Genomic DNA, 17,654 nt, shown 5'->3' with positions numbered 1-17,654 from the left:
TGACGTAAGAAATAGACCGTCTCCTTCGCAGAGGCGGTCTATTGAAATAGTTATGCATTTACGTTCGAACAAGAAGACTCGAAAGAGGAAGAAACCGATTTTTGCTTTCCAAACATATAATCACTATTCCGGCCAGGTCACCGGTTTATCCAGAATGATGCCATCAGTCATCACCCATTGGCGAAGACTGTCCGCTTGGGCTTGTATAACGATGAAATACAAATCCCCAGCACCGTTATTGCGGAGCGTGCGTTCGCCTTCAGGTCCTACGCGAATTGCTGTTCCTTCCTTAACTTCAAAAATCTGTCCATCCACTTGGAACTGACCGCAGCCACCAATGAAAAGGAATAGCTCCTCATTCTCGCGATGTGTGTGGTAGAACGGGACCGCCGCTCCCTTCGGCAGTTGGTTAAGAGAAACTTCCATGCCAGTTAGTCCAAGCCTGTCTTTCAGAAAGTACTTGCCTGCAGAAGGGCCCTCCGTCACACTCAGAAGACCGCCAAAAGAACCCGCTTCCACAACACTAAAATTTGTTCCATTCATCATAATAAAACAGCTCCTTCGAGATTTTCTGTGTCCATTTTATTTTAGCAAATAGATGATGCTATCGTTTCTTCTCGATTGCTAACATACAGCGTCAAGCGAAGTGGAGAGTCTGGGCATACCGTAACCCTATTGATGATGATAGGTCCGCCGTAGTAACTTTTTTATTGTTTTTTACCCATTTTTAACCTCAGACTGCTATCATCTTAACGTAAATATGGACTATATCGGGTTACAAATGATTTTATTGGGGAGGATCGGCATGACGCTGTATGCGTATAATTTCGAAACAAATTGGAAATTTGAGTCTGAAGTCAATCAAGTATGGGAACTGATCGGTGGATTTAAGTATAGCGAATGGTGGAGGGGAGTAAGTTCTGAACGAATCTATCAAGGCACTAGGCAAGATGGGATTGGCGATAAGTATCAGTATGTTTTCCGCACGAAGCTCCCCTATCAACTAGCATTTGTGGCGGAAATCGTAGAGAAAGAAGCGCCCTATTCTCTAGAAATCAGAGCTACAGGAGAATTGGAGGGTAGAGGGGTATGGAAATTATCGCAAGCAGGCAGCCTAACGCATGTGCAATATGTGTGGCAGGTTAATGCAAATAAGAAATGGATGAACCGCCTGGCCCCGATCTTGAAACCTGCGTTCATATGGAATCATGATCAAGTTATGGACCAGGGCGCTAAAGGAATTGCTCATGCATTAGGTGTAAACCTGGTTTCATATTAAGTTTAGATGTAGAAAACAAGGGTATTATTCCCCTTATTGGAGGTATTGACATGTATCGAAAGCTTTTCATAGTCGCTATTATTGTGTCAGGTATAGGTTATCTTTTTGCACTAGCAGGTGACAATATGACGATGCGTTGGATATTAAAACCAGGCACGATCATCCTCATGATCTTATTGGCCGCATCGATGCGAAACGTGGCCAGACCTTATAAAACCTTRATCATAGCAGGGTTATTTCTCTCCTCTATTGGCGATAGTTTCTTATTGTTGTCCGGATCGCAATGGTTTAAGTTTGGGTTGATCGCTTTTTTAATTGCGCATCTCACATATGTGGCTGCTTTTGTAACGCGTTGGCGGTTTTCTCCCTTTCATTTACTTGTGTTAATTCCGATTGCGGCCTACTCCTTTTGGCTCTTACTCAATCTTCATGAAGGCATCTTAGTAGGTGGAGATACCGGATTATGGATTCCGGTGTTGGTGTATGTCCTCGTCATTTCTATCATGATTTGGAGCGCTGTTATTAGTAGAAGTTGGATTGCCATAGCAGGCGCCATCTTGTTCTTCATGTCGGATTCGCTGCTTGCTTGGAATATGTTTGTCTCGCCGGTTTCTTGGTCGGCATACGGAGTGATGATCTCCTACTATCTTGCTCAATTTTTACTGACTACCAGCATTGAGGGATCAAAGAGGCATGCGATTACTCATGCTAACCACAATTCATCCATATGAACAATCCGAAATAGCGGGAGTTTGTAATCTGCTTTTAATCGAAGAGCAGCCATACGCCCAAGCAACACCGTAGGTGTACCAGCATAATAAAACCGTTATTTAATAAAAACCGCGAAGGCTTGATGCTACGCGGTTTCTTGCTATTTATTGGAAGAATCTTTCATTATTCTTTTATTGGGCTGAACTTATCTTACATTATAGCTATAACGGCAATACCGATTTGTTGTGTCATTCGATTTCATTCAGTTCCATCTTAGATTTGAGAGTAGAAAGCAACTGCTCCCACGCCGCGATATGCCACTGCTTAGCACTATCCCATTCTTTGGTATGACCCCATCCGGAATGCTCCAGAATCACTTTAGTTCCACTCTCAACCTGCTCTAGCTGAACAATCACTAGGGTTAGCTCATTGTCACCATTCATCACCGGTGCAGATTGATCAGGGCCTTTCCAATTAAAGCTAAGCAGGTCAGGCTCTTGATAGCTCAGGATCCTGCATCCTATTGTACTCATGCTGTTTTTGTTTGACGGGTCATAATACAACTCATACTTTCCGCCTTGGTACGATTCAATATCGGCAGCCGGTGCAAACCATTTCGTAACCTTCTCCGACTGGGTCCAAGCTCTCCAAACCGCTTGAATAGGCGACTCGATAATTATTTCTTTGATAATGGACATAAGTTATCACTCCTTCCGTATGCGTCTATTGTAGCCGAGAGTTCGTCTCTGCTTATTGTAAAAATGGAACATCTTTGATATAAAAGAGCTTCCCGAAATCATTCCGAATCTTCTTGTATTCACCAGGGGTATAACCAACGAATCGCTGGAATTCCTTAATGAAATGGGATTGATCATAATAATAGTCATACAGATCATCGTGTATCTCATTTGTAGCAGCTGTGTTAATACGGCTGTAGAATTGCTGGAATCGTGCGATACGAGCGAACTCTTTGGGTGAAACACCGACATATTCAGCAAACAAACGGGATAAATGCTGTCTGGTGTACCCGACGTCTTCGCTCAGGTCAGCAATAGTGACAAACCCGGAACTTGCTATGATTTTTGAAACGGCATACTCGACGATCTTATTCGAATACTCGGTTTCCATCTGTTTCAGGAGATACCATTGAATGAATTCGACTTTGCCAATCACAGTCTCGATGTTGCTTAATTGTTCCTGCATAAGGGTTCCGGAGGTGTCCCATACATCTTGAATATTGAGAACTTGATCTGTAAAAACATTCAGCCTGGATTTGAAGAACTGCACGGCAGCAGAAGCTTTGAACTCGATGCCGATCGTTCCACCACCGGATTCCGACGCAATGTTTACTGGATTCCGCATCTGTCCGACTATAATACACGAATGTGGGGTATGAGCATTGATTGAGTCGCCAATATAACTGGTAACACGCTTCTTGTAGGGGAAAATAAATTTCATACATCCGTTTGGAGCAATTAATCGCGCATCTTCAGGAGGAATGCCTTCCGGATTTTCAAAGGCCCATATGAGAGAGATATGCTGTTGTAGCGGTTCAATCGGATTAAATAGTTGTATGAACATCAACTTCGCCTCACAAAACGAATCTTAGTAGATTACTGTTGATTATATCACAGCGATCCAGGGAGGAGTGTCTCATGAACAAAGAGAAGCTGATCCGTAAGTTCGATAATCAATCCAAGATGTACGATATGAGAAGAAAGAAGCAGTCGGAACGGAAATGGCGGGAGAAGCTGATCAAGGGTGCAAAGGGGGAGGTACTGGAAGTTGCCGTTGGCGCCGGCGCGAATTTTACCTTCTACCCGAATGACGTGAATGTGACAGCTGTTGATTTCAGCAGTGCTATGTTAACGAAAGCAATAGAGTCCGCCGCAGCTAGTCAAGTTCGGGCGAAATTCATACAACATGATATTGAATCCGTATCGTTTCCTGATAACTCATTCGATACCATTGTCTCAACATTATCCTTTTGCGGTTACGATAATCCTGATCGAGTGTTAGAATCTTTCAACAGGTGGTGCAAGCCAGGCGGCCAAATCTTATTAATGGAACATGGCCTGAGTTCAAACCGATTCATTGGAAATACCCAAACATTTATAGAGCCGGTTTTCCTGCGCATTGTGGGCTGTCATTTGAATCGTGATATGATTAAAATTTTTCAACAATCCCCGATCCATATTCATCATATGGAACACTACATGTTCAATACCGTTCATCTGGTGTGGGCATCGCCAAACAAAGGAGAAGTTTTAAATTAGTAAGCACGAATAATGCTGTCCGACCCATAAACGACCGATATTACCATGCCATAGATGATCCCTTGGGGATGATCAGAAAACTTAGGACTAGGCTGTTCCAGCCGTATAACGGATATATTCCATTGCGGTGTTTAGGAAAAGTAACCGATTAACGTTCCCCTGATGGCTCCGGCGATAACCACAATCCAGGGTGGCAATTTCCAAAAGATAAGCAGCAGAAACAGTACGGCCGCAAATGCGAAATCGATAGGTTCCAATATTGCTGAAGTCCACAGGGGATTGTACAAAGCAGCTAGCATACACCATGTAAAGCAACAATTTTTAAGAAAAGAGCCAATATTAAACAGCGGTAATTCGAGAATTATTATCTCATTATTACCGCTGTTCATTTCATAAGGTTACTGGGATGATTTCGGCCGTTCAATGAAAAAACCATCTTTCTCATCCAACTTGATAGTTAATCCTAACTCCTCAACAGCAAACTTCCAAGTCATTGGGAAGTATGTAATTTCGTTGTATGTTAGTAACGGATAGCTTTCAGCTCCATTATTTAACCATGTGCCATTAATAAATATATTGAAAGTAGGGTAGATTGCACTCGCTTGTGCACCAAGTACTTGATAGCCACCAGTATCTAGTTCAACTCGATCCAGATATGGAATCGACTTGTCTTTAGATATAAATAATCCAGTGTTAGCATTCCAGGAAATACTTAAGCCAAGAGCTTGAGTATAATTCCAAGTCATAGGGAAATATGTAATGTCCTTGTATACAAACACAGGATACTTACTTATTTGATTATCAATCTTTTGACCATTGACGTGAACTCCATACATAGCGAACGTAATTTTCATATCATTCAATTGTGGTTTGGACGCTGGTGTCGCTGAAGGTGATGATGGCTGTGTTGGAGTAGTTGGCTTACTTGGAATACTTGAACCACTAGATCCACTTGAGCTTCCCCCATTATGATAATGATACCCCGAGCAGAGCCCTTTCTTCTTTGATGCATCAGAGCAGTTATGCCCTCCGCTAGAGTCCGTTCTTCCTGAGTGTGCGCTCGCATGTAATGTAGGTATGAAAAGCACTAAGATAATAAATGTGACCAAAACACGAATTTTCATATTATTATTGATTCCTCCTTTTTTCTTATATAATAACATAATTTTCTATTAATTCAGTGCTAAAGAACTACTTTTAAATAAGATCAAGTCAAATGTGAGAGAACTTTCCAAGAGGGAGAGTAATTAATAAGTATCACAGTATTATCTACTCTGTACACCCCAATTGTGTTGTTTTTTTTGTCCCCTACCATTGAATTATTGGAGTGAAAGATGGGTATGCGCATGGGAGAGTTTCAGAGCTGTGGAAAGTTCAATTATAGTTGATTATCGGACGTGTTACGCAAATATTGCAGCTAGAAATAGACGAACATCGCCAGTATAATAGGGAGATACTTCCAGATGATGTAAAGAAGAAGGAGGGGAGTTTCCATTTCGAAAGATAACGTATTATCGACCAGGGATCTGTTGCCGGTCTATTGGTGGACGCTAACCTACTTAAAGCCCTACCGCTGGCTGCTAGCAGCCGTGATCCTGACCGGGCTGCTCATGACAGCGGGAGAACTGATCATCCCGAAGGCAACGCAGTATATGATCGATCGGCTTCTGCCGAGCAGGGACTTCGACCAGTTTTTCAGGCTCGTCGGCGCACTTGTCGGTGTAGTCGTGGTTGTACTCGCGGCGCGTGCACTGCGAACGATGTCAGAGCGGATCGTCGCGGAGAACGCCTCACGGGACATGCAGGCTGCGGTCTTTCATCACTTGCGCAAGCTTGGCGTATCCTATTATGAGCGTAATACGGTCGGGTCTACGTTGTCGATTATGAATAACGAGCTTGGGGCGGCAACCGCCGTGTTTCGCTGGCAATTCCCGAGTATGGCCCAGCGGGTCCTGCTGCTGCTGGCGAACGTTGTATTCATGGCTTGGATCGACTGGCGCCTTACATTGATGCTCTTACCGGCCACTCTGCTTGCCGCGTTATGTGGACCGTCCATTACCCGTCGTAACTTTTTCCACGGACGCAATTTCGGGAGGCTTCGTAACGAACTGAATAAAAAATCGTACGAAAGCGTCTCTGCGGTCTACGAGCTGCGGGCAAGCGGAGCAGACAGCTGGGATCGGATCCGGCACGGCGAAGCGCAGGCGTCCATGCACTGGACGTGGACACGGATGCTTTTTTTCTCTTACTGCCGCTCGATTGTAGCGAATGTATCCTATTTTGTCGGTGCAGTCGGCATCTTTTATTTGGGAGCCGTGTTTATTAGGGAAGGTACCCTCACGGTCGGCGAATTCGTCGCCTTTATCCTATATTTTTTCTTCGGAATCATGAATATTACGTGGATTATTGAAAGTTTAATCAATCTGAGGACCAATATGTTTCAGGTGAAAAAGTTGTACGACCTCATGCGCACGAAGCCTGATGTTGAGGACCCCGAGAGACCAGTCCTCTTGCCGGAAATCCGCGGTGAGCTGCGCTTCCGAAACGTCGGCTTCCGTTATCCGAACGGCAATCCGGTAATCGAGGGACTTCACCTCCATGTGCAGCCTGGCGAGAGGGTTGCGATTGTAGGCACGAGCGGCGGCGGTAAGTCAACGTTGCTGAAGCTGGCGAGTCGGTTTTACGATCCGCAGGAAGGCGTGATTGAGCTGGATAACGTGCCGATTCGAGATCTATCCTTCGGACAGCTGCACGAAGCGGTCGGTTATGTGTTCCAGGAGACGTACTTGTTCGGAACGACCGTGCGTGACAATCTGCTCTTCGGGAAGCCAGAGGCCACGGAGGAACAATTGGTAGAAGCAGCGAAGCAGGCGGCTGCTCACGATTTCATTATGACGCTGCCACAGGGTTACGATACCGTTGTTGGGGAACGGGGTGTTAAGCTGTCCGGCGGTCAGAAGCAGCGGATCGCAATCGCCCGTATGCTGCTCAAAAATCCGAAGATCATTCTTCTCGATGAGGCGACCTCTGCTCTTGACCGCATCAGCGAACAAGAGGTACAACAGTCGTTCGAACGGTTGCTGATCGGCAGAACGACCATTACGGTCGCCCACAGGCTATCCACCGTGCAGAACTACGACCGAATCGTTATGCTGGAGAGCGGTCGAATTACCGAAAGCGGTACCTATGATGAATTGCTTCGCAAAGGTGGAGCATTTGCCCGGTTAGTGGGCAATCACAGCGCTTGATATAAAACCGGACAGCCGCATATCGGCGAACGGCTTCGAACAAAGGAGGCTTCATGCACCTACTTAGATGGGTATTGCCGCACGTAATGAAATTCAAATGGATGTTCGCTTTGTCCTTTCTCCTGCTGGCGATGGAGGTTCTGTCGCACTTGTCGACTGTGGCGATTCAAAAGGTATTGATCGACGATGTATTCATCAACGGCCAGTACGGTAAGCTGACGATGGTCATTTTTATTTTTGCAGCCGCTTACATCATCAATTCTGTATTGTCTGTTTGCGGGCCTATGGTATTTCACCGCAACAGGTGCAAGCTTGAACGGGTATTCGCGCAGGAACTGCTTCTTTACTTGCATCGCTCCATACCGTTCACAAGCTTCCAGAAAGAACGCTTAGCCAAATACGTCAACAACTTGTCTACGGACGTTATGCTGTTCGCTAACGCAGTAGCCCGCGAGGCTCCGATGACGGTGAAGGAGCTATTCACGGCAGCAACTCTGCTTGGGGTCATCGGATGGGCCAGTCCGTTGCTGCTGTTCGCCCTTCTCGCCTTGAGCATCGTATACTATTTGCTTGGACGATTCTTCTCGCCGCGACTGAAGGAGATCAGCAAGGACGTAGCCGCCAAGCGATCGGATTTGGTCGTCATGATCGAGGAAGGTATTTCTGCTACCCGCGAGGTGGTCGCGTACCACCGCCAATCATGGGAGGCGGAGAAATACCGCAGTTTGTTTAAACGATATTTCGCCGCAGCGCTCCAGGAGGCCAAGTGGTTCAACAAGCAGATGTTATGCAGTGAACCTGTACGTTGGGGAGCGCGGCTCCTCGTGTTCACCCTAGGCGGATATCAAGTGCTTAATGGATCCATGTCTGTAGGCGTGTTCGTCGTCGTGTTTCAATTTACTAACCAAGCGATGGATTCGATGCAGCAGCTGTTTCAGATTGTGATGGGCTTATCCCAGCAAATTGCCTACGGCGAGCGAATAAAAGAAGTTATCGACGGGGAAAAAACAAACTATGGCAGCAGTAGACTGCAGGGGCCGATTCGCCAGCTGGAGCTGGAGCGGGTCCGGTTCGCATACACGTCCGATCGGCCGAACGTGTTGAACGAGCTGAGCTTGTCATTCCCGACCGGTCGCAAAATCGCTCTCGTCGGGGCGAGCGGAGGGGGGAAGTCGACGATCGCCCAGCTGCTGCTGCGCTTCTTCAGCCCGACTTCGGGCCGGTTACTCGTGAACGGGACGCCGCTTGATGAGATCGGTCTGAACGAATGGACGGAGCGAGTGGCCGTTGTCTTTCAGGAGCCGTATTTGTTCGCGGATACGATTCGCCACAACCTGCTCCTTGGTAGGGATTACATCGACGATGAGCGGCTGATGGAATTGTGCCGACTGTGTGCCGCCGACGATATTATCCGCAATCTGCCAGACGGCTTCGATACCGTACTGGGAGAGCGCGGCATCACGCTATCCGGTGGGCAGCGTCAGCGTCTCGCGCTAGTACGGGCGATCATCAGCGATCCCGAGGTGCTTGTGCTCGACGAAGCAACCTCCTCACTCGATTTGGAGACGGAGCGCCAAGTGCAGCGTAATCTGGATGCGATACGGCAGGGCAAGACGACCATCATCATTGCTCACCGCTTGTCGACCGTTGAGAATGCGGACGTCATTTACGTGCTAGAGCAAGGCCAGGTGGCTGAATATGGCACACACGCCGAGCTGCTGGAGCGCAACGGCGCCTACAAACAGCTCGTCTATGCGCAATGGGAGGAAGGGGCGGTAATCGGGGCATAATCCCTAATCTGGGGACGAGGTTCAGACATGAGTATGAACCTCGTCCTATTTACGAGGGAATCCAATGCGGTATCAGGGTAGCGTTCGTCAGGAATAGCATTAGGGTGGTTTTGGTACAGCTATTAAAAGTGAAAGATTATCCAGTTGGTATTGATGGATTGTTAATCAGGTGTTATTCTTAAATAGAACATCGTCCTCTAATACAGAACAATAAACTTAATTCATTATTTTTTTATTCATATGAAAGAACTATGTTCTGTAATATAGAACAATAGGCGGGGTTAGTGAAGTATGTTAGTCACTAAAGAAAGGATTGGATGGATTGTGGGAACATTTACTATGCGAAGGATATTTGTTCCCGCAGCCACACCGCTTACGGTGGATGAAACGTCGATGGCGAACCAAGTGAACATGTTATCGACGAGGGCATCGGTTATTCCAGCTTGGAACGATCAGTACTTGAGAGCATTCCGTTATGTTGGGCCGCATTCCTTCCACGGCTAATGCGGAATTGATTTGGAGGTGGTCGACAAACTCTCTTGAAAGACAGCATGAGTTAGTATCAACGACAGCGGTTGAAGCCTTACTCGGTAACATGCTAATAACCTACAAATGTAAGCGCTTAAATTAGAATTTAACTGTACAGTCAAGCTTTCTTTGTGCTGTCGAACGAGCGGCTTTGAAAAATCCCAAGAGCGGTTCCATGTGCCGCCGCTTCAATTTGTCGGGTACAAGAAAGGAGGTGAAGTATAAAAATTGATCGAAGGGTAAGAGTCTAATCGAGATGTGGAGGAATGAAACATGACCGAAAGTAAGGATTCAAACGAAACGTTGACCCGTAGAAAACTGCTCGCATCGATAGGCATGGCAGGTGCCGCAGCCGTACTATACAGCGCTACGGCAGGAATCGTCGACGGGAAGGAGCTCTCCGTTACGGATTCCGTATATGGAAATCACAATCAGACAGGAGACCCGTTTCGTGCACGCGGGATTTTTCGGCCACAGGTACTAATCACACAGAAGTGGGACATCTTGGAATACACTGCAGCAGACGGCGTAACGACCGGATACCGGTGGGCTGGCGCCCGCCCTCATACAACCACAGCCGATAATCCTGCTGCAGATGGCGGCATTGGCGAAGCGGCCTGGGTGGCGGTATATCAGGTTGGGATTGCTGATGCGTTGGATGGAACCAACGGCGTCATGCTTGTTGGCGGGGCTAAGCCGGTCTGGCGGGTTATCGATTCTACCTTGTGGCCATTCGACCCGACTGCCGCCATCAAGTCGGTACTGCAATCGGCTACCGTTCTGGGCGGAGTAGTTCTGATCCCTGCGGGTACGCATTCCTTCACGGGATCAGGCGGTAACATTGACTTGCCTCCGAATGTAATCGTTTCCGGTGAAGGAGTAGGGGTGACCAATCTAATATGGAATGGTGATGGGCATTTATTCCGTTACTGGAGAAACGCGACGACGTGGAGCGCCGTTGTCGGCACCAGCCATTCTATCATGGATTTGTCGATTAACGGTGGAAATAATCCGAATTCGACAGCAGTAGAGGTATCGGATACATACGGGTTCAAGCTCCGTAATATCAGCATGTACGGTTTCACGGCAGGCGACGGTCTTGTGCTCCACACCCGCAATTTCTGGGTCGAGGGAACGACACTGGAGAATGTTTCGATCAGCAACTGCAAGCGTCAAATCGTGTTCAAGCGCCAACCGGGAACGGCCAACATGCCTTCGTATGGCTATACCACGTTCCGTAACGTTTCGCTTAGCGTTCGCGACGCCCAAATCGGAATATTGATTGGCGATGATACGTATAACAGCGCACAGCATGAAGTGTATAACGCTATTTTGGAAGTGAACATTTGGAAAACCGGCAATTCCATAGGTCTTGCTTTCGGCAATAAAGGCACCATCCGGGACTCCAGCGGCGTATTCCGCTGCGAACAGCCGCCGGAGGGTCAACCATTCACCGGTACCTTCATACAGGTTACTTACCCGGAAACTTCAGGTTTTTTTAATTTTGACGGGCCTGTTCGAACTTCGCATCTGGGTCACGCGGAGAGCTGGAAAAACACATGGCGGGATTTGCGTTATCAGAAGCTGCGGGACATCGGCGAACCTAAACCGGGCGTGCAGAATTATGCGCAATGGTTTCGGGTGTGCCGCATTGGGGGAGACAAATCTCTATTTAGCGGTCGGGTCCGCATGGTTACGGATTACGGCAAGGCTTCATATCGTTCTGCATCTGCTGAATTTGCCTTTGGAGCGCGCGGAAAGGAAGTCGGCGGGATTAAGCCTGTATTCACAGTTGATGGCGACGGCTTTAACGGAACCTCGGATGGATATGCCAAATTCTCCTTGTATGCGGATACGGCAGGACAACACTGGCTGTATTTCCGCCGCCCCAAATACACGAACTATTGCGTTTTCGAGTATACGTACGACATGTACCCGCAAGGTACGTTCGAATACTGGGATAAAGTGGATTCTCCAGAGCAAGACACGACTTTGACCAAAGTATGGGATTCCATTTCATCCCCGTCTCAGGCATCTTACATTGGAGATGAGCTTGTTTTTACTGGTCAGAGGGCAATTGCGACTGTCAATGGCGGGAATGTTACATATCAAGTGGCCCATCAATTAGGAGTCACCCCGGAATGGTACACGGCAACGGCGCTGTCGGCCGACGCCAATTCTATCGGGATTTCATTCATTACTGCCGACGCCAGCAATATTTCGATCGCTTTCAAAGAGGCAACACCTACCGGCACCGGGAATATAAAACTAGCGGTAGAATGGGGCCGCAAACAGTTCAATAATCGGTTTCGGCCAACATAAAACGCCTGAATGAAGCTGCAGCTGAGCGAGTCAACTATATAAAGGTGGCTCGCTTTTCTCGTCGTTCAGATCCCCAAATAGCAGCACAAGCCAGTCACAGCCCGGGTGTTTTTTGAGCTGATCTTATTTTTTTCTCATTGAAAAAAGGGAGAGAAAACAGTAAGATAGAAAGATACATATAGAACCTTGTTATGAAATGGAGAACGATATGGCTGAAGAAATCAAAGTAAAATCCCTCTACAAAGCCCTCCGCATTTTGGACCGTTTCTCTGTCAATTCTCCCGAGCTTGGCATTACTGAGCTCAGTGAACAGCTTGGCTTGTATAAAAGCAATGTGCATAATATCGTGGATACTTTTGTAAAGATGGGTTATTTGGAGCAAAATCCAGAAAATGAAAAGTACAGACTAGGCTTCAAAATTCTCGAACTTAGCCATGTTATTTCCAGCAGCATCAGCATCAGGAAGGTCATCCTGCCTTATATGCAGGAGCTTTCTTCTTCCACGAATGAAACGGTTTATTTGGGTATGCCTAATGATAGCGAAGTGATCTATCTGGAATCCTCCTCCCCCAAAAATCAACTTTCGACGCGTTCCATGCTGGGTGTCAAGGCACCGCTTTATTGCACAGGGATCGGGAAGGCGATGCTGGCTTATTTGCCGGACGAGATCCTGAATGGGATTATTGCAAAAGGTTTGAAGAAATATACGGATCATACCATCTCGGATGACGATACGCTAAGAGAAGAAATGGCAGCGATTCGGTCCCGCGGATATTCGATAGATAATATGGAACATGAATATGGAATTAAGTGCATCGGGATGCCTGTATTAAACAAAAAGAAGCAGGTGGTCGCAGCGATCAGCCTGTCCGGCCCTTCCTTGAGGTTTGACGAAGATAAAATCAAGGAACACGCCTTAAAATTGATAGAAATTGTTAGATTGATTGAGGATAAGATTTAATAATCTATCCTTTTTTTTATATAGAACATAGGCTGGGGCTGAGCAGCCTCATATTAAAAAATTCGTTGTAATCATTTGTAAAGTATAATAAGATATGAATGTAAGAACGTTGTTCTGCATTTGGGAACAATTTTTTTGGGGTTATTTTAGAACTTCGTTCTGTAATAGAGAACGAATTTGTTTTAAGGGGGGATTACATGGGACCAGCACGAAAAAAAGATCAGCTCTATGCGGCGATGCCGAAAATCGGAATTCGTCCCGTCATTGACGGCCGAAGAGGGGGCATTCGCGAATTTTGTGAGCTATGGACATGTAGGAGCACCGCTGATCACGCTTGCTTCGATGCTGCGGATTCCGGTGTGCATGCATAATGTGCCTCAGGATCGTATCCTCAGACCGAGTACTTACACCGCATTTGGAGAGAACGACCCGATAGGGGCGGATTACTGGGCTTGTACCAACTTCGGTCCGCTTTACCGATAACCGGAAGGAATAAGCAATGAGTTTGTATACAATCGGTATTGACTACGGGACGGAATCCGGTCGGGCTGTACTTGTCGACGTATCGAACGGTAGAGAGCTTGCAGTCCATGTTACTCCATATGCGCACGGCGTTATCGATGAAAGGCTCCCCGGATCGGACAGGTTGCTTGGCACCGACTGGGCGCTTCAGAATCCCGTAGATTATTTCGATGTGCTGCGCGCGTCAAGAAGCAGCTGGATTGAGAATTTGATATGGAAAGTGAGGAGAGAGCTATTAGCAGGACGATTTCGAATGGCGTATGGCCTACAATGATTACACCTTTCACCAAGTCCGGCGAGGTAGATTACGCAGCCCTGGAGCAGATGATTGAATGGTACATCGATCGGGGCGTTCATGGATTGTTCGCTGTTTGCCAGTCCAGCGAGATGTTTTATTTAACCCTCGAGGAAAGGGAGGGGATCGCCCGTTTCGTCAAGGAGAAGACAGCAGGCCGGGTTCAGGTGATCGCCTCCGGACATATTTCGGATCAGCTCGAAGACCAGATTAAGGAAATGACATGCATTGCGGAAACCGGCGTAGATGCCGTTGTCCTTGTCAGCAATCGGCTTGCGGCAGCGGAAGAAGACGATTCGACATGGATTGGCAATGCTTCGAAACTTCTGCAAGCGATTCCAAGCATCCCATTCGGCATATATGAATGCCCCTATCCATATAAAAGGCTGCTGTCACCGGAAACGTTAAAATGGTGCGCAGACACGGGGCGGTTCCAGTTTCTGAAGGACACATGCTGTGATTTGCAGCAAATTCAGGCAAAGCTGGAAGCCGTGAAAGGGAGCGGGCTAAAGCTGTTTAATGCGAATTCCACGACGCTGCTTGAATCTTTAAAGCTTGGCGCAGCGGGCTTCAGCGGCGTCATGGCGAATTTTCATCCGGATCTGTACGTCGAGTTAACGGAGGAATGGAGCTACGATCTGGCCAAGGCTGAGAGACTGCAGACATTCTTATCGGTGGCGTCCTTGATGGAGCTTCAGTTGTATCCGATAAATGCCAAGTACCATCTGCAAAAGCTGGGGCTGCCGATCGAGACGACGAGCCGGAACAAAGACGATTCCGGATTAAAAGGAAATCACCGCCTCGAAGTGGAACACCTTGAACGGCTTGCATCGATGGTTAGACAGCGTGAGATGAAAGAAGCTCAGCCGGAGTCGGTTATAGGGAGGAACCACCATGAATAATCCGCAGCCGAAGCAGCCTTGGAGTTATACAAGTGCACGGGACCTCGCCTATGCCTCAAAGGGAGAAGGGGCCGTTTATAGTGAACTTAACATCGTAAGGCTGGCTCCGGGGGACAGGCAGCTCCAATTAAGTTGGCAGTATGAGGGAGCGGCCGCTGCTGATGAATGGCATTACGAACTGAAATTGAGCACAGTAGAAGAGGTTCAGGAAGCGGGTACTTTCCAAGTGCCAGGTACTGCTTCCGGAACGGTACTTCGCGATCTAGATAATGGAAAGGATTATGAGCTCATCGTTCGAGCGATTGCCAGGGGTACGGGGGAGACGCTCGCCGAAAGTCCGGCGAGATTGTTCAGGACGAATGCTGTGCCAGGCGCGGTTGTCAACTATATTCACCCGGATGATTATACATACGGGTACTCCGGGAGATCAACTGCTAGTCCATCCATTGTAAAGCTGCCGGATGGTGCGTGGATCGCTTCACATGATGTGTTCTGGGGCAATGCCGGACAAAATTTATCGAAGGTGTTCCGATCCGAAGACGAAGGCATGAATTGGACGTTCCTTTGCGATCTTTACCCTTGCTTCTGGGGGAAGCTGTTCCTGCACCGGGGCCGTTTGTATATGCTTGGAACGAGTACCGAATATGGCTCCTTGCTGATCGGCCAATCGGTTGACGGCGGCAGGACCTGGACCACACCTGTCGAGTTGTTACCTGCAGGCAGCAGGGAGCTGGGAGGACCGCATAAAGCACCGATGCCGGTTGTCGAGCATAATGGAAGGATCTGGACGGCTGTTGAGTACGGATCCTGGCAGACAGGCGGCCATGCGACTGGGGTAGTTTCAGCGCCTGCAGATGGGGATTTGCTGGATCCGACCCAATGGACGGCAACATCATTCCTTCCCTATAACAAAGAATGGCCCGGTACGATAGAGGGTGGGGATATGCCGTCTTTGCTGGAAGGGAATATTGTGATCACGCTTGGAAGCCAATTGGTTAACCTGCTGCGCTACCATACGAAAGGCGGTAACCCCGATTATGGTCGGGCGATCATGCTGGAGGTGGACCCATTGGATCCGGCGGCACCGCTTAAGTTCGGTAAAGTCATCGATTTTCAAGGAAACATGTCCAAATTTACCGTGCATTATGACGTGGCTACTCACAGGTATTGGTCTCTTGTGAACCGGGTAACGACCTCCAACATTAGTCAGAGGAATATATTGACATTGGTGTCCTCAACCGACCTGGAGCACTGGAACCTTCATCAAGACGTCTTGAATTATCAGGACAATGGCTGGCCGGAGAATGATACAAAAGTCGGGTTCCAGTATGTGGATTGGCAATTTGAAGGGGATGACATATTATTCGTAAGTCGTACGGCTATTAACGGTGCTTATAATTATCATAACGCAAACTATATCACGTTCCATACGATTGAAAATTTTCGTGACAATATTAAGTGAACGAATATAAAAATAGGGTGGTGGCGATTGACATGTTTAAAAAAACAGCAGCAATAAAGCTCATCAGCAGTTTCATGATTTTATCGGTTTTACTAGCCGCATGCGGAGGACAGACGCAGCCTGAGGATAAACAGCCTGCTGCAACACCGGTACCCGAGCCTGTTACTTTAACGTTTTACACCAAAACGGTTTTGGACGATTTCGAGAAATATGTGAACCAGCATGTGAAGAAAAAGTTCCCTTACGTCACACTTAATGTCGTTAAGAATGAAAAAGGGAGCACCATCGAGGATTTGGTAGCAGCCCGAAACATTCCCGATATCATTTGGGAAGGCGTCACGAACATTCAGACATTAATGCCTCTGGATCTGCCGATGGACCTGCGCCCGCTTGCGAAGAAACACGGACTGGATTTGGGCGTTTATGATACGAAGCTAATAGACAACATCAAATCCTACTCGAAAACCGGGGAACTCTATTATTTGCCTTATAACACGCTTGCTTTTGCCCTGCATTATAACAAAGATATCTTTGATAAATTCGGCTTTCCTTATCCTACGAATAATATGACCTGGGACCAAGTTATTGAGCTCAGCAAAAAATTAACCCGGACCGAAGGCGAAGTCAATTATATTGGGATGCGCCCTCCTCTCGGACTTAACCGGATACAAATGCAGATGGCCCTTCCTTATGTGGATCCGAAAACGGAGCAGGCTGCGGTTGCTACCGAAGGATGGAAAACCTTATTTGAAACGGTTAAGATGATGTATCCGACGAATGCGAAGCAGCCGATCAAGTCCCTTTTTGACGCCCGGGATGAGTTCTTAAAGACAAGAACGGTCGCCATGCTGCCGGATATTCTGCTCCTTCACAATTCCGATATGGCGAAGCTGGAGAGAGAAGGGTTTAAATGGGATTTCGTCTCCTATCCAACATATGCAGATAAGCCGAATATCGGTCAAGGCTTGTTCTCAGACGGATTTATTTTGCCCAAAGGTGGGAAAAACACGGATCTTGCTTTCCAAATCATCGCCTATTTAAGCTCGAATCCGGAAGTTCAGCTCGAAGCAACGATGAACGGACGTCTCACAGGTTTGAAAGATTCAGCCATCCAGAAACAGGCCTTTGCTAACAATGATGCGGCAAAAGGAAAGAATGTCGCTGCGGTGCTCAGCCAAAAGTATCCGGACCCTGCTCCGGCAACGTTATATGACCGTGAAGGCTCGAACATTATGAACGGGAAATTGTTGAACTATATCAACGGAACGGCCGATGTAAATACGTTGCTCCGAGAAGGACAGGATGCATTAACTAAGAAGATCGCCGAATTAAAGGCTACTAAGTAATAGGGATAGTAA

General features: G+C 47.3%; 15 protein-coding genes and 3 pseudogenes. 13 read left to right on the top strand and 5 right to left on the bottom strand.

The window, feature by feature from the left end; genetic code table 11:
- Window positions 1-123: 123 nt before the first annotated feature.
- The gene (locus AC1DWB_RS23910) at window positions 124-543 is read right to left on the bottom strand and encodes a cupin domain-containing protein (RefSeq protein ID WP_477543610.1); all 420 of its coding nucleotides are present in this window, start codon (window positions 541-543) and stop codon (window positions 124-126) included.
- Window positions 544-805: 262 nt separating this feature from the next.
- On the opposite strand from AC1DWB_RS23910, the gene AC1DWB_RS23905 reads away from it, so the two are divergent.
- Together AC1DWB_RS23905 and AC1DWB_RS23900 are read left to right on the top strand one after the other, a co-directional pair.
- Window positions 806-1,279, top strand: a complete 474-nt coding sequence (locus AC1DWB_RS23905) for an SRPBCC family protein (RefSeq protein ID WP_477543603.1) — start codon at window positions 806-808, stop codon at window positions 1,277-1,279.
- 50 nt (window positions 1,280-1,329) lie between these two features.
- Entirely contained in the window at window positions 1,330-2,010 is a 681-nt protein-coding gene (locus AC1DWB_RS23900; RefSeq protein ID WP_477543602.1) for a lysoplasmalogenase, read from the top strand.
- Window positions 2,011-2,238: 228 nt separating this feature from the next.
- On the opposite strand, the gene AC1DWB_RS23895 is transcribed toward AC1DWB_RS23900, so the two are convergent.
- Window positions 2,239-2,688, bottom strand: coding sequence for an SRPBCC family protein (locus AC1DWB_RS23895; protein ID WP_477543601.1), 450 nt, complete (start codon window positions 2,686-2,688; stop codon window positions 2,239-2,241).
- Window positions 2,689-2,740: 52 nt separating this feature from the next.
- Window positions 2,741-3,571, bottom strand: a complete 831-nt coding sequence (locus tag AC1DWB_RS23890; protein WP_477543600.1) for a DUF6597 domain-containing transcriptional factor — start codon at window positions 3,569-3,571, stop codon at window positions 2,741-2,743.
- 74 nt (window positions 3,572-3,645) lie between these two features.
- Here AC1DWB_RS23890 and AC1DWB_RS23885 point away from each other — a divergent pair, with 74 nt between their 5' ends.
- Window positions 3,646-4,266, top strand: coding sequence for a class I SAM-dependent methyltransferase (locus AC1DWB_RS23885; protein ID WP_477543599.1), 621 nt, complete (start codon window positions 3,646-3,648; stop codon window positions 4,264-4,266).
- A gap of 131 nt (window positions 4,267-4,397) precedes the next feature.
- On the opposite strand, the pseudogene AC1DWB_RS23880 reads toward AC1DWB_RS23885, so the two are convergent.
- Both AC1DWB_RS23880 and AC1DWB_RS23875 read right to left on the bottom strand, forming a co-directional pair.
- Window positions 4,398-4,559: pseudogene (locus AC1DWB_RS23880) on the bottom strand (chromate transporter); the annotation flags it as partial.
- 105 nt (window positions 4,560-4,664) lie between these two features.
- Complete coding sequence (locus tag AC1DWB_RS23875) at window positions 4,665-5,390, bottom strand: YHYH domain-containing protein (protein ID WP_477543598.1); 726 nt, start codon at window positions 5,388-5,390, stop codon at window positions 4,665-4,667.
- A 405-nt stretch (window positions 5,391-5,795) separates the two neighbouring features.
- On the opposite strand from AC1DWB_RS23875, the gene AC1DWB_RS23870 reads away from it, so the two are divergent.
- The 10 genes and pseudogenes from AC1DWB_RS23870 (at window position 5,796) to AC1DWB_RS23825 (ending at window position 17,642) form a co-directional block, all read left to right on the top strand.
- Window positions 5,796-7,514, top strand: a complete 1,719-nt coding sequence (locus AC1DWB_RS23870; RefSeq protein WP_477543597.1) for an ABC transporter ATP-binding protein — start codon at window positions 5,796-5,798, stop codon at window positions 7,512-7,514.
- A gap of 53 nt (window positions 7,515-7,567) precedes the next feature.
- Window positions 7,568-9,304 carry an ABC transporter ATP-binding protein gene (locus AC1DWB_RS23865; RefSeq protein ID WP_477543596.1) on the top strand — a complete coding sequence of 579 codons (1,737 nt, stop codon included), beginning with the start codon at window positions 7,568-7,570 and terminating at the stop codon, window positions 9,302-9,304.
- A gap of 339 nt (window positions 9,305-9,643) precedes the next feature.
- Window positions 9,644-9,808 (top strand): hypothetical protein, encoded by a 165-nt coding sequence (locus AC1DWB_RS23860; RefSeq protein WP_477543595.1) that lies wholly within the window; start codon window positions 9,644-9,646, stop codon window positions 9,806-9,808.
- Window positions 9,809-10,105: 297 nt separating this feature from the next.
- Entirely contained in the window at window positions 10,106-12,154 is a 2,049-nt protein-coding gene (locus AC1DWB_RS23855) for a hypothetical protein (protein ID WP_477543594.1), read from the top strand.
- A gap of 208 nt (window positions 12,155-12,362) precedes the next feature.
- Complete coding sequence (locus AC1DWB_RS23850; protein ID WP_477543593.1) at window positions 12,363-13,115, top strand: IclR family transcriptional regulator; 753 nt, start codon at window positions 12,363-12,365, stop codon at window positions 13,113-13,115.
- Between the two features lie 252 nt (window positions 13,116-13,367).
- Window positions 13,368-13,598 (top strand): annotated as a pseudogene (gene fucI, locus AC1DWB_RS23845) (L-fucose isomerase); the annotation flags it as partial.
- Between the two features lie 16 nt (window positions 13,599-13,614).
- Window positions 13,615-13,824 (top strand): annotated as a pseudogene (locus tag AC1DWB_RS23840) (ribulokinase); the annotation flags it as partial.
- An 83-nt stretch (window positions 13,825-13,907) separates the two neighbouring features.
- Entirely contained in the window at window positions 13,908-14,834 is a 927-nt protein-coding gene (locus AC1DWB_RS23835; protein WP_477543592.1) for a dihydrodipicolinate synthase family protein, read from the top strand.
- Complete coding sequence (locus AC1DWB_RS23830; protein WP_477543591.1) at window positions 14,827-16,296, top strand: hypothetical protein; 1,470 nt, start codon at window positions 14,827-14,829, stop codon at window positions 16,294-16,296. Before AC1DWB_RS23835 ends, AC1DWB_RS23830 begins: the two co-directional genes overlap by 8 nt.
- Window positions 16,297-16,328: 32 nt before the next feature.
- Window positions 16,329-17,642: an ABC transporter substrate-binding protein gene (locus AC1DWB_RS23825; protein ID WP_477543590.1), complete on the top strand. Its 1,314-nt coding sequence runs from the start codon at window positions 16,329-16,331 to the stop codon at window positions 17,640-17,642.
- Window positions 17,643-17,654: the final 12 nt, after the last annotated feature.

The organism is Paenibacillus sp. P4_E11 (assembly GCF_056401635.1).
This window is presented reverse-complemented; position numbering and strand designations above follow the sequence as displayed.